Source organism: Paenibacillus sp. DMB5, assembly GCF_001517085.1.
In the GTDB taxonomy this organism is placed as follows: Bacteria; Bacillota; Bacilli; order Paenibacillales; family Paenibacillaceae; genus Paenibacillus_AQ.
In genome coordinates this window covers 65,101-77,048 of sequence record NZ_LRAC01000130.1, presented here as the reverse complement: position 1 = coordinate 77,048, position 11,948 = coordinate 65,101, and the positions used below count along the sequence as shown (strand labels likewise).

The window sequence follows — 11,948 nt, the reverse complement described above, 5'->3', positions numbered from 1 at the left end:
ACAAAAATAAGCGCCCTTTTGAGCCGGATCCGGTTCAAAAAGGGCGCTTATCTGCTTCAAAAGCGGGGCTCACTGCTTGACTCCAAGCTCAATCCATTCAGAGGACCAGCTGTTGATCTCTCCAAGAATCGGAGCCAGGGCATTGCCTTTGGCAGTCAGGGAATATTCAATGCGCACCGGCATTTCGGGATACACTGTACGCTGAATGATTCCTTCATTCTCCATTTCCTTTAGTCGGTCAGATAATACCTTACCGCTGAGATTAGACAGGCAGCCCTCGATTTCACCAAACCGGCGGGGGCCCTGCATTAATACAAATACGATCAGTGCGACCCAGCGTTTGCTTAGAACATCTACCGCCTTCTCAAAGCGGGGACACATCTCGAACTCATTCATTTAACTCACCTCTGCATTCATTATATCACAAACTTACAATAAGTAATTATAAATATTTAAATATATATTATAACTTGACGAAGTTATATTACAATGATAAACTAACTTACAAATAGTTACTATAGCGAATTTTAATAATTAAATTTTAGGACGGTGCAATTATGATTAAACCGGATATCATTTCTATATTGCAGAATAAAATCAAGTGGATTACTAACAATGACAATACAAACATTCTGGTCGGACCAATCACCTTGCCTGTCAATCTGGACGGAGAGACGGTTACTTTCAAATGGTACAGCTGGCTTAATACAGCTGATGAAGATCTCCAGCAGGGTGATACGAAGGAAGCAACAGAGCTGCTGATCTCCCGGCTGTCTTCGCTGAAGCTTGCCGATGCGCAGCAGTCGAGTGTACTGGTGTACGGTGATTTTGAACATTCGGACGAGGCCCTGATCCGGATGCACAGCATCTGCCATACAGGGGATATTTTCGGAAGCAAGCGCTGCGACTGCGGATTCCAGCTGCGCCAGTCGATGAAGATGATCGCACAGCACGGCTCCGGGGCGCTGTTCTATTTGGCTAACCATGAAGGCAGAGGCATCGGGCTGTTCAGCAAAGCAATGGCCTACATTCTTCAGGAGGAAGGCTATGATACAGTAGAAGCTAACCTGGAATTGGGCTTTGCCGATGATTCTCGAGATTACAGCGACGCGATCAGCGTTCTTCAGCAGCTTCGCAGCAAACCGGTCACTTTGATTACGAACAATCCGAAGAAGCTTGAAGCTTTGAAGGCGGCCGGAATGAATACCGGTAAACGGATTCCGCTGTGGGGAGATGTGTCCGTTTTTAACGAAAAGTACCTGCGGACCAAGGTTACCCGTTCCGGGCATCTGGAGGCTGTGAAGACGGCTGATTTTTTTGAAGGAAGAGTCGCTAAATAATGAGGGGTAGTGCTTTTCGGCTCTGTCCATTATAATGGAGAACTGAACCCAACTTATAGTAAGCGAGGTACTCTATGAACGCAATTGAAGTGCAGGACTGCGCAAAACCTTTAAAGTCCAAAAAAACCGCGAGGGCCTCAAGGGGGCCTTCGCTGATTTGTTTAAACGGCAGTATTCCGAGGTTACCGCTGTTAAAGATATTTCGTTCAAGATTCCCGAGGGCGAAATCTGCGGCTACATCGGGGAGAACGGGGCAGGCAAGTCGACGACGATCAAGATGCTCACGGGCATTCTTGTCCCGACTTCAGGCCAAGTGTCAGTAGGCGGATTTGTTCCTTATATGGAGCGAGAGAAGTTCGTTCAGAATATCGGCGTTGTATTTGGCCAGCGCAGCCAGCTTTGGTGGGACATTGGCGTTATTGAATCCTTTCAGCTGCTGCGTAAAGTATACAGAGTATCGGAGCACGATTTTAAAAAGCGGCTGGATGAGCTTGTCGAGCGGCTGGAGCTCCAGGAGCTGCTCAACCGGCCGGTCCGCAAGCTGAGTCTTGGCCAGCGGATGCGCTGCGAGCTGGTCGCTGCGCTTTTGCATAACCCGTCCATTCTGTTTCTGGACGAGCCGACCATTGGCCTGGATATCGTCGTGAAGTCAGAAATCCGCGATTTCCTCAAGGATATGAATCGCGAGCACGGCACCACAATTCTGCTGACCACCCATGATCTGCAGGATATAGAAGCCCTTTGCTCACGGGTCATTATGCTGGATGACGGACGGATTATTTATGACGGCGGCCTTGAGGAGCTGAAACAGCGCTGGGGAACCGGGCGTGAGGTGCAGTTCCAGTTCGGTGCGGCTACCAGGCTGGCTCAGCTCGTACAATGGACAGAGGGAATGCCTGTCACCTGGACTGCGGAGAACGATCTGGGTGCCAAGGTATGGATTCCGCTTGAGCTTAACGTTTCGGATGTACTGGCCCGTGTGGTCGGAGCGGCGGATATTACCGACATCAAAATTATCGAGACCAATACGGATGAGATTGTACGCAGTATCTATCAGTCCGGCTCTGCAGACAAACCGGAGGACAAAATCGCGGCACTGCAGGATGAGAAAGAGGCGGCACATGTCTAAATCTCTTGAGGCCGGCAGTTCGCAGGAGAACGGGAAACTGCTGCTGCTCGGTGCTTATTTTGATTTTATCCGCATCCGTTTTTTGACCATGCTTGCTTACCGTGTTAATTATTATTCGGGTATCCTGATCTATACGCTAAATATCGGAGTCAATTACTTCACCTGGAAGGCCATTTACGGCGGGGGTGAATCCTTGGGCGGCTTTACCAGCGCGCAGATGACCACCTATGTTGCCGTCTCCTGGATGGCGAGAGCCTTTTATTTCAATAACCTTGACCGGGAGATTTCATCAGATATCCGTGACGGAAGCATCGCGATCCAGTTCATCCGTCCGTATAACTATGTCCTCGTCAAAATGATGCAGGGTCTCGGGGAAGGCCTGTTCCGCTTTCTGATGCTGATGATTCCGGGAATGGTTGTGGCGATTCTGCTCTTTCCGGTTGAGCTCCCGACAGATCCAGCCGCTTGGATTGGGTTTCTGGTTATGCTCTTCTTCAGCTTCCTGATCAGTTCACAGATTAATGTGATCACTGGGCTAAGCGCTTTTTTTGTGGAAAATAATGAGGGTGTGATGCGGATGAAGCGGGTCATTGTCGACCTCTTCTCCGGTCTGATCGTTCCGATCAGCCTGTTTCCGGGCTGGTTGTCCTCTGTACTGGATGTATTGCCGTTTCAGGCGATTACATACCTTCCGGGCTCTGTTTTTACAGGACGCGTACAAGGGGTGGGCATCTGGAATGTGCTCGGTATTCAGGTCTTCTGGTTCCTGGTGCTGCTGATTCCGATTGTCTGGCTTTATTATGCGGCGCGCAAGCGGCTGTTCGTGCAGGGGGGCTAAGCAGATGTATCATCTAGGCTTATTATGGGAATATCTCAAAAATTATATGAAAACCCGGTTAACCTACCGCGCTGATTTTTGGGTGGAGGTTATCTCAGATCTGCTGTTCCAGGCGACGAACTTTATCTTTATCATGGTTATATTTATGCATACGGAAAGTCTGGGCGGCTGGAATCAGAATGAAGTAGTCTTCGTCTATGGCTTCTTCATGGTTCCTTTCGGCGTTTTCAGCTGCTTTGTGAACATGTGGAATTTCAGTGAGCGCTACATCGTCAAAGGTGAAATGGACCGCGTGCTGACCCGTCCGGCACATAACCTGTTTCAGATTCTGCTGGAAAATGTAGACCCGCCGTCTCTGATCGGCTCCTTCATCGGACTGGTCATTATGGCTATAAGCGGTGCTAATCTTGGTTTGCCTTTTGAATGGTGGACTGTTCCAGTACTTCTGCTGCTCACGCTGAGTGCAGTGGCGATCTATACCGGGATTTATACGGCACTGACTTCGTTGTCGTTCTATTCCGATGCCCCAACCGGCATTCTGCCGCTGATGTATAACATTCAGAACTACGGACGTTATCCGGTGACCATCTACAACCGGGCGATTCAGGTGCTGCTTACCTGGATTATTCCTTTTGCTTTTGTCGGGATCTATCCGGCAGCCCTGTTCCTGCAGCGTGATGAGATGAGGGGGATGGCTATACTGACACCGGTTGTCGGCGCCGTATTCCTGTGCATCGGACTTGTATGCTGGAATTACGGGGTTAAGCGGTATAAGGGAGCAGGCTCCTAATACAATATCTTCTTTGAGGCAGGCGGATGAGAAATCATCCGTCTGCTTTTTTTTGTATGCACAAAATCCACCAAATTAAATTCATCAGATCATACTACCGGGATGCGATAAAAATACTAACCGGACAAAAAGTTAAAGCCCATAATAAAGGTTGTAATACATAATTATGACATTAATCATTAATCGTAAAAAAGGACGGGCTGAGCTAAGATGAACAGTTATATCATAGGTGTTGATTTGGGCGGAACAAATATCAAGGCTGGGTTGTATGATACTGAATTTGCACCAGTCAAGGAATTATCTATACTCACAGAAGCGGCGCAAGGGCCGGCACATGTGCTTGAAAGGATTAGGCTGGCGGTGAATATGTTGATAATCGAGAAAGGCATTCCACTCCAGGAGATTGCCTGTATGGGCATGGGAATACCGGGACTGCTGGACCCGTATGAAGGTCTGTCAGTCTTCTCCCCGAACTTTCCGGGCTGGGAGCAGGTACATATAATAAACGAAATGAAGCAGCACTACAGCTTACCGGTCTTTATCGACAATGATGTACGGGTCAATTTGTACGGGGAATGGCTGCATGGAGCCGGACGGGGCTGCAGTAATCTGGTGCTTCTTACACTCGGAACAGGGCTTGGCTCCGGTATTGTGCATGACGGCAAAGTCCTGTACGGAACCACCTTTAGCGCCGGTGAAATCGGGCATATGAATATGTACAGGCAAGGGCGGCCGTGCCGCTGCGGCAGCTCCGGCTGTCTGGGCCGTTACGTCTCCGCTGTGGGCATGGTGAATACACTCAAGGAAAAGCTGGAGGCCGGAAGAGGGAGTATCCTTCAGGAATGGACAGGCGGTGACGAAGCGGCTATTACGGCTAAAATGATATCGGAAGCTTATGACCTTCATGATCCGCTGGCAGTGGAGGTTATGCACGAGACGGGAGAGCTGCTGGGCTTTGGGCTGTCTAACGTTATCAATCTGCTTAACCCGCAGCGGATAATTATCGGGGGTGGAATGTCGGCGGCGGGTGACCGGCTGCTTACCACGGTTAGGGAAACCGTGAATGCTCATGCCCTAAAACTGTCCGGCGGGAGCTGCGACATTGTTCAGGCTGAGCTGGGCAGCCGGGCGGGTACTTTGGGTGCTGCGGCGTATGCGCAACAGCGGATGCCTGTTTTTGATTCAGCCGCCCGGCATGGTATGCTGTAGGTAACGAATATGCAGGAGGGTAACCATGAAACGGGACATTCAGCATGTGCCTTACGGCTATGAGCCGCCGGCCAAGGAACGTAAAGGAACTTTGATTTTCTACGATTCGTTTGAGCATATTACCGATTATGAGCTTGAAGCAGCAGCCAATACAGCGGCAGAACGCAAGTTCACCAAGCTGGTTCTGTACCCGCTGCATGAGGAAACGGTGAGACGGATGAGCAAAGAACCGGTCCGATCCTATTATAAACGTGAAGACCGGCTGCATGAGTGGAAAAGAGACCAGGGCAGATCCTTTATCACCATCGAGACCCTCGAAGGCAAACGGAAGAAATATACCCCGCTTGATACGGCGCTGCGCCATATCAGCGATGTATATCCGCCGCCGTACTTTTTGTACCTGACACCTGAAACAGCGAATCTGTTTGCTTCGTATTCTTCTTTTGAGGAGTGGATTGTCAAGCTGCGCCTAATTCTGTCGGCTGAGCCGCAGCAGCTTCACCCGCGTCTTGTGAAGTTCAGCCACCGCTGGGATGTGGCCGGCGCCGTCCGGGAAGAGTAGCCTGCTAAGACCATCCATAAACAGATTACTTTGGGGAGAGTGATCAGAATTGGCTGAAAAGTATACCTTGAATGTGAAAGTAAATCCGGATGTGGCAATGGCGCTGATTAAGGATGGAATGGGTCCAGGCGCCGAGCTGCTGCACGAAGAGCTGAACGACCTTGGTGGTGGACGGATGATCGGAACGCTTGTATACGAACGTTACTTTCTCCGCTCCGGCAATCAGGCGGCCATGGTGATTATTGCGGATAATCTGCAGGGAGTATGCAATATCCGGCTTGTTTCAGCGGGGAGCTCCAATAGTATGATTTTCAAGATGGACTTTGGCGCAGGTAAAAGCTTCGCTTCATCTGTGGCGAAGATTCTGGCAGATTATACGGTTGAATAAAAAAGACAGGCAGCATGTGCACGGATTCATTTGTGCGATGCTGCCTGTTTACGTTTGTACGAATACATTTTCCATTGATAATGGATGAAGCAGCCGATACAAAAGCCAAGAAGGGCGACTGTTGCAGCAATTGCGACCATGGCAGTGAAAATAGAAGCTGCAAGCGTCCAGCCAGCCAGGTAACTGATCAATCCGCCAGCCAGGCAGAAAACCGCGATGCTCTGGTTGAACTGCTGCTGATCCCAGTCCTCTTGAAGATAAGAGGTGCGTTCTTTGCGGAGAAAATATCCTGCCAGTTTAATGACCGGGTTATAGCCGAACAACAGACCGGACAGGCCGGCGGCCAGCGGCAATGCGAGAATCCAGTGAGCACCTGTTAGGCATGTCATTACGACAGAAAGAATGATAAAAGCCTGATTGGTTTTGACTGAAGGCCGAGGAATTCCATTAGGCTTAGCTGATCCTGTCATGCTAATACACACCTTTCTTATAGGAATAATAAAATTATACTTGATCCATCTTCAGCTGGCAATGTAATTCCTGTTATGACCTCTGCAAAGTATGTAAACGTAAGGTTAAATTTAAATTTTGAAGGTTTTTGCGGTTGACAGATTGTTTAAATTTATGGTTTTATTATATAGACCGATTGTTATAAAAGGTAAAGGAAGTGTTGAGCTTGTCGAACAAGCACAATACGCGTGAGGCGATTGTGGACACCGCTTCAAGATTGTTTTTTACACAGGGCTATCACGCGACCGGACTGAATCAGATTATTAAGGACAGTGACTCACCGAAGGGATCGCTATATTATTACTTTCCCCGCGGCAAAGAGGAGCTGGCATTAACGTGTATCAGCCGGACAAGTGAATTTGTTGCAGAGCTGCTCCGGCATTATGCTGAGAAACAGTCGAGCACAACCGCCATGATACAGGATTTTATACTGGAAGTAGCCAGGAAGGCTGAGGAAACCTCATTCGAAGGCTTTGTTCCATTCAGCTTCTGGGTCGCCGTTGAAACCTCCTGTGTCAGTGACGAGCTGCGCTCAGCCTGCCAATCTGTCTTCAAGGACTGGCGGGATGTTATCATGCATCGTCTGCTGGAAGAAGGCATTGATGAGCAGATCGCCTCGGATAAGGCTTCTGTTGTCGTTTCACTGTATGAAGGTGCGCTGCTTCAGGCACTAACATACAAGAGTACACAACCGCTGCTTGCGGCGGTACAGGTTATACCGGCCATACTGGGTTAAGAGAAAGAAAGACAGAGAGAAAATTATTTAAATCAGGAGGATACAAGAGTGGAAGCAACAATGCATGGCAAGCAACAACCTGAGGTTAAGAAATTTAAAACCATTCCGATTCTCGTTTCTCTGCTGCTCGCCGGCTTTATCGGGATGTTCAGTGAAACAGCGTTGAATGTTGCACTATCGGATTTAATGACTATACTGCAAATTACCCCGTCGACTGCACAATGGCTGACTACCGCTTACCTGCTGACCCTGGGAATTCTCGTTCCGATTTCGGGCCTGCTGCTCCAATGGTTCACAACCAGACAGCTGTTTGTAGCCGCGCTATGCTTCTCGATCGCAGGAACCTTTATTGCCGCAATGGCACCGACCTTTGAGGTTCTGCTGCTTGCACGCGTGGTGCAGGCAATGGGTACAGCTCTGCTGCTGCCGCTGATGTTCAACACCATACTGGTTATTATTCCGCCTGAAAAAAGAGGCGGAGCGATGGGACTTATCGGTCTTGTAATTATGGTTGCGCCTGCGATCGGACCGACTATTGCCGGTCTGCTGATCTCCAACCTGACCTGGCACTGGATTTTCTGGCTGTCCCTGCCGTTCCTGGTCATTTCCCTGATCTGCGGTATTTTCTTCATGCAAAATGTATCCGAAGTTACCAAGCCGAAGATTGATGTACTGTCGATTATCCTGTCCTCTGCCGGATTTGGCGGTATCGTATTCGGATTCAGCAGCGCCGGTGAAGAAGGCGGCTGGGGCAGTACCAAGGTTATTGCGGCAATTGCTGTAGGTGTGATTGCGCTTGTACTGTTCGTTATCCGCCAGATGACGATGAAACAGCCGATGATCAACCTGCGTGCTTTTAAATTCCCGATGTTTACCGTAGCTGTACTAATGATCTTTATCTGCATGATGATTATTCTGTCCTCCATGCTGATTCTTCCGATGTATCTTCAGCAGGGCCAGGGCTACTCGGCCTTCAAGGCAGGTCTTTTGCTTTTGCCGGGTGGAATCATTAACGGTCTGATGTCTCCGATTATGGGCCGCCTGTTCGATAAATACGGTCCGAAATGGCTTGTCATTCCGGGGCTGGTCGTTGTTGCAGTAACACTGTGGTTCTTCTCCAGCATTACAGCTACATCCACTGTGATTTTCGTAATCGTGCTGCACAGCGCGCTGATGATCGGTATTTCGATGATTATGATGCCTGCGCAGACCAACGGAATCAATCAGTTGCCGCTGCAGTATTATCCTGACGGCACGGCAATCATGAACACGCTGCAGCAGGTAGCCGGTGCTATCGGTACTGCGCTCGCTGTCAGCATCATGACTTCCGGTACAAAGAGCTACATGGAGACAGTAACAGACACTACGAATCCGCTGAATGCGCTGGCTGCTTTCACCCATGGGGTGCAAAATGCTTTTGTATTCGGAATGGTAATGGCCGTTATCGGCCTGATCGTAGCATTCTTCATTAAACGTGTCGTTGTACAGCATAAGACTCAGGCACCGATGCACTAATAGTCTTTTTGCAAATAACCCAAAATAATCAAGTTTTAAAGACGTATCCGTAAATGGATATGTCTTTTTTTAATGCCCAACTTTATAATGAAATCGTATACTAATCAGCCGGGAGGATGAAAATGAGATTTATGAATGTTAGTAAAAGAACGATTAAGCAGACGAAACGGTTTATAGTTCTTGGCTGCTCCATCATGCTTGTTTCAGGTACGGGATTAGCCATAGAAGTGCCGCAACAGGCCTATGCCCTGCAAGCAGAGAAGCAAACTAATGTTTACAATCACTTTCAAAGCCTGATCCGGAAGCCTTCAACTCTTGGGCAAGCCCGCAAATACCTAATTAACCATATTGATGAAGCCGGACGCTGGCACGCTACGGTGATGGTCCTGCAGCTGGAGAATGCTCTAAAGGCGGAACTGGATAGAAGCAGGGAGCGGCTGTATACGGAGGAATTCCGTCAGGCAATGGACGCTGCATACCTTAAAGGCGGACTGACCTATACAGCATTATTAAAAAATATAACCAACAAAAAGCTTTACACTCAACTGGTAACATACGGGGATGAGGGATTTGCAATCAGAACCAGTGAAGGAGTTTATTACCCGGTAATACATTATGAGGGCTTCAAGCTGTTCAAACCTTATGTTAGCAATGACATTGCAGCTTATATCGACATCATGGCTACCGAATCCAACAAAGGCACTATTACTGATGCAGCGCTTGCGATAAGCTGGAAGGAACTGCTAAGCAGAGCACTGGAAATGGAGAAGTTTATGGATAGTTATCAAGTATCCAACAGGCGTGAAGCTGTTAAGCTCAAATTATGGGGCGCAAAAGCCAGATTGTTATATGGTTCCAGCAATACGCCGGCCTATGACAATACCGAGTATGGCGGTCAGGCCGTTCTGGATTCTGAGCTTAGACAAGCATATGAAGATGCTGTAGCCAATGGTACAGGAAGCAGCAGTCTCCTCCAAATGATTGAGCAGCTCCTAAAGCTGCTTGATAACAACGGTGACCAGTTAACAGAGGGAGTACAATCATATATTGACCGTTATTTAGAAATGGAATAAAGGAAGGGGCAGCATGAGGCATGAAGCAGACTTGCTACAGGAAGAAGCTTGGATTGTTAAGTCCGATTGTCTTTGCAGCCTTGCTGTCAGTCGGGACTACGAATCAGGCATCGGCACAGGCCGCTACCGGACAGGATACAGCGTGGAAACCGGCAATCAACAATGTCGTCAAGAAGGACAAGCTGCCATCCGGATTTGTGTATCTTGATGAGGTTATTCCGGAAGCGCAATATCAAATCCGCTATTACGGCAAATATAATTTTACCGGCTCACCGGTCAGCGGATATAAGGCACCACTAGCTATTACTACCTCCAAAGCGGCAAATGCTCTGAAAAAGGTGAGTGATGCTCTTTCCGCGAAAGGTTACATTCTAAGAATCTATGATGCCTACCGTCCGCAAAAGGCGGTCAACCGCTTTGTTGCCTGGTCCCTTGATCCTTCAGATATTAAGAATAAGGCCCTGTATTATCCTGAGCTCGATAAGCGTAATCTGTTCAAGCTGGGGTTCATTTCCAGGAAATCGGGGCATTCGAGGGGCAGTACCATCGATCTGACGCTGGCCTACCAAAAAACGGGCACCCTGGTGGATATGGGCAGCCCGTATGATTTTTTCGGAGATATTTCTTATTATAATACCTCATTGGTCAATACCGCCCAGCATCAGAACCGTAAAATCCTGAAGGATGCTATGGTCAGGCAGGGATTTAAGCCTTATGCCAAGGAATGGTGGCATTTTACACTGATTAATGAGCCTTATCCGGCAACCTATTTTGATTTTAATGTGGAGTAATAGAACTCATTATATCCCGGCAGGATTATTGCTTAGCCATCAACACGGGCAGCTCCTCAAGCAGGCGTGTCCGGGTTATCAGATCATCAAAGTTCCATTTGCTGTCTGTAACGTACACATGTCCTTTCTTCACCGCCGGAATGGTCTTCCAGATCGGACCATCCATTAATTCCTTTAGGGCGGCGGAAGTTTCCGCCGTCTCATCACCAAGTACAAACACCTCGTCTCCGGCATATTCAGCCAGAACCTCAGCCGATATTTCCGCAAACCGTTCGTCTTTGTCAATCAACCCCTGAACTTTAAGGGACGGCTTGAACCCCAGCATGTCATACAGCGACACTGAAATTCCCTGATGACCCATAACATAGAGCGTCTTGCCGAGCTGCAGATAGATTGTAGCCGTGTCTCCGGAGCCGAGATCGAGCTTCAGCTGATCCTTGACCGCCGCTGCCTTAGTTTCATATTCCGTTATTTTCTGCTCAGCCAGCTCCTGTCTGCCCAGTGCATCCGCAATCTGCCGCAGCCGTTCATAAGTGCCGCCTTCACCGATAACGACCGTCGGAGCAATAGCAGAAACCGATTCTATAGCCGATTCATCCCAGTCATTAAAAAGGATCAGGTCAGGATTCAAAGCCACTATCTTCTCAAGTGACGGGGGATAACCGACATCCTCGATCCCTTCGAGCAGATCCGGATAGGCGACCTGTGTCCCGATAACGCTGAGACTGGCTCCGGCCGGTTTCACATCCAAGGCAAGCAGATCGCCGGGATCACTGCCGATATAGACAATCCGCTGCGGCTCGGCTGGAATTTCAATTTGGCGGTCCTTGGCATCTGTAAAGCTCCGGGTTTCGCCGGTGCCGGCAGTCTGTGCAGGTTCAGCGGTTTGTGCCGGATTTGCTGTAGCTGATGCATTAGCAGCCTCCAGGCTGTTATTGGTGTTGCTGCCGCAGGCGGCCAGAAGCAATACTATGAGGATCGCGGTGCACAGCAATGAACTGTATCTTTTCAAAGTAGACATGATGAACCCCTTTCTTTTTTAATAATGATAATCATTATCACTTAGG

The 11,948-nt window shown here is 48.7% G+C and carries 13 protein-coding genes and 1 pseudogene; 11 read left to right on the top strand and 3 right to left on the bottom strand.

Translation table 11 applies throughout. The features are described from left to right. Window positions 1–69: 69 nt before the first annotated feature. Complete coding sequence (locus tag AWJ19_RS19160) at window positions 70–396, bottom strand: helix-turn-helix domain-containing protein (RefSeq protein WP_068726157.1); 327 nt, start codon at window positions 394–396, stop codon at window positions 70–72. A gap of 161 nt (window positions 397–557) precedes the next feature. Here AWJ19_RS19160 and AWJ19_RS19155 point away from each other — a divergent pair, with 161 nt between their 5' ends. The 7 genes and pseudogenes from AWJ19_RS19155 to AWJ19_RS19125 all read left to right on the top strand — a co-directional run bounded on the left by AWJ19_RS19155 (window position 558) and on the right by AWJ19_RS19125 (window position 6,256). After that, window positions 558–1,340 carry a GTP cyclohydrolase II gene (locus AWJ19_RS19155; protein ID WP_068726155.1) on the top strand — a complete coding sequence of 261 codons (783 nt, stop codon included), beginning with the start codon at window positions 558–560 and terminating at the stop codon, window positions 1,338–1,340. A 74-nt stretch (window positions 1,341–1,414) separates the two neighbouring features. Then, window positions 1,415–2,469, top strand: a pseudogene (locus AWJ19_RS19150) (ABC transporter ATP-binding protein). Between the two features lie 43 nt (window positions 2,470–2,512). Beyond that, the gene (locus AWJ19_RS19145) at window positions 2,513–3,307 is read left to right on the top strand and encodes an ABC-2 family transporter protein (RefSeq protein WP_068726204.1); all 795 of its coding nucleotides are present in this window, start codon (window positions 2,513–2,515) and stop codon (window positions 3,305–3,307) included. A gap of 4 nt (window positions 3,308–3,311) precedes the next feature. Further along, window positions 3,312–4,097 carry an ABC-2 family transporter protein gene (locus AWJ19_RS19140; RefSeq protein WP_068726153.1) on the top strand — a complete coding sequence of 262 codons (786 nt, stop codon included), beginning with the start codon at window positions 3,312–3,314 and terminating at the stop codon, window positions 4,095–4,097. Between the two features lie 210 nt (window positions 4,098–4,307). After that, on the top strand, window positions 4,308–5,306 hold the full coding sequence (locus AWJ19_RS19135; RefSeq protein ID WP_068726151.1) for an ROK family protein: 999 nt from the start codon (window positions 4,308–4,310) through the stop codon (window positions 5,304–5,306). A 25-nt stretch (window positions 5,307–5,331) separates the two neighbouring features. Further along, window positions 5,332–5,868 carry a hypothetical protein gene (locus AWJ19_RS19130; RefSeq protein WP_068726149.1) on the top strand — a complete coding sequence of 179 codons (537 nt, stop codon included), beginning with the start codon at window positions 5,332–5,334 and terminating at the stop codon, window positions 5,866–5,868. Window positions 5,869–5,917: 49 nt separating this feature from the next. Further along, a complete protein-coding gene (locus AWJ19_RS19125) occupies window positions 5,918–6,256 on the top strand; it encodes a DUF6054 family protein (protein WP_082707995.1) in 339 nt (112 codons plus the stop codon). A gap of 26 nt (window positions 6,257–6,282) precedes the next feature. On the opposite strand, the gene AWJ19_RS19120 is transcribed toward AWJ19_RS19125, so the two are convergent. Then, the gene (locus tag AWJ19_RS19120) at window positions 6,283–6,726 is read right to left on the bottom strand and encodes a DUF4395 domain-containing protein (protein WP_068726147.1); all 444 of its coding nucleotides are present in this window, start codon (window positions 6,724–6,726) and stop codon (window positions 6,283–6,285) included. Window positions 6,727–6,932: 206 nt separating this feature from the next. On the opposite strand from AWJ19_RS19120, the gene AWJ19_RS19115 reads away from it, so the two are divergent. From AWJ19_RS19115 to AWJ19_RS19100, 4 genes are all read left to right on the top strand, one after another. Continuing rightward, window positions 6,933–7,502 (top strand): TetR/AcrR family transcriptional regulator, encoded by a 570-nt coding sequence (locus AWJ19_RS19115; protein ID WP_068726145.1) that lies wholly within the window; start codon window positions 6,933–6,935, stop codon window positions 7,500–7,502. Between the two features lie 60 nt (window positions 7,503–7,562). Further along, window positions 7,563–9,017 (top strand): DHA2 family efflux MFS transporter permease subunit, encoded by a 1,455-nt coding sequence (locus AWJ19_RS19110; protein ID WP_068726199.1) that lies wholly within the window; start codon window positions 7,563–7,565, stop codon window positions 9,015–9,017. 122 nt (window positions 9,018–9,139) lie between these two features. After that, on the top strand, window positions 9,140–10,090 hold the full coding sequence (locus AWJ19_RS19105; protein WP_068726143.1) for a hypothetical protein: 951 nt from the start codon (window positions 9,140–9,142) through the stop codon (window positions 10,088–10,090). A gap of 20 nt (window positions 10,091–10,110) precedes the next feature. Next, the gene (locus AWJ19_RS19100) at window positions 10,111–10,881 is read left to right on the top strand and encodes a M15 family metallopeptidase (protein ID WP_082707994.1); all 771 of its coding nucleotides are present in this window, start codon (window positions 10,111–10,113) and stop codon (window positions 10,879–10,881) included. A gap of 25 nt (window positions 10,882–10,906) precedes the next feature. On the opposite strand, the gene AWJ19_RS19095 is transcribed toward AWJ19_RS19100, so the two are convergent. Then, window positions 10,907–11,902 (bottom strand): ABC transporter substrate-binding protein, encoded by a 996-nt coding sequence (locus AWJ19_RS19095; protein WP_068726141.1) that lies wholly within the window; start codon window positions 11,900–11,902, stop codon window positions 10,907–10,909. Between the last annotated feature and the right edge of the window lie 46 nt (window positions 11,903–11,948).

What these genes read in the sequence shown, in the direction of transcription:
- AWJ19_RS19160 (WP_068726157.1), bottom strand. Translation starts at nt 396, where the DNA reads ATGAATGAGTTCGAGATGTGTCCCCGCTTTGAGAAGGCGGTAGATGTT.
- AWJ19_RS19155 (WP_068726155.1), top strand. Translation starts at nt 558, where the DNA reads ATGATTAAACCGGATATCATTTCTATATTGCAGAATAAAATCAAGTGG.
- AWJ19_RS19140 (WP_068726153.1), top strand. Translation starts at nt 3,312, where the DNA reads ATGTATCATCTAGGCTTATTATGGGAATATCTCAAAAATTATATGAAA.
- AWJ19_RS19135 (WP_068726151.1), top strand. Translation starts at nt 4,308, where the DNA reads ATGAACAGTTATATCATAGGTGTTGATTTGGGCGGAACAAATATCAAG.
- AWJ19_RS19130 (WP_068726149.1), top strand. Translation starts at nt 5,332, where the DNA reads ATGAAACGGGACATTCAGCATGTGCCTTACGGCTATGAGCCGCCGGCC.
- AWJ19_RS19120 (WP_068726147.1), bottom strand. Translation starts at nt 6,726, where the DNA reads ATGACAGGATCAGCTAAGCCTAATGGAATTCCTCGGCCTTCAGTCAAA.
- AWJ19_RS19110 (WP_068726199.1), top strand. Translation starts at nt 7,563, where the DNA reads ATGCATGGCAAGCAACAACCTGAGGTTAAGAAATTTAAAACCATTCCG.
- AWJ19_RS19105 (WP_068726143.1), top strand. Translation starts at nt 9,140, where the DNA reads ATGAGATTTATGAATGTTAGTAAAAGAACGATTAAGCAGACGAAACGG.
- AWJ19_RS19100 (WP_082707994.1), top strand. Translation starts at nt 10,111, where the DNA reads ATGAAGCAGACTTGCTACAGGAAGAAGCTTGGATTGTTAAGTCCGATT.
- AWJ19_RS19095 (WP_068726141.1), bottom strand. Translation starts at nt 11,902, where the DNA reads ATGTCTACTTTGAAAAGATACAGTTCATTGCTGTGCACCGCGATCCTC.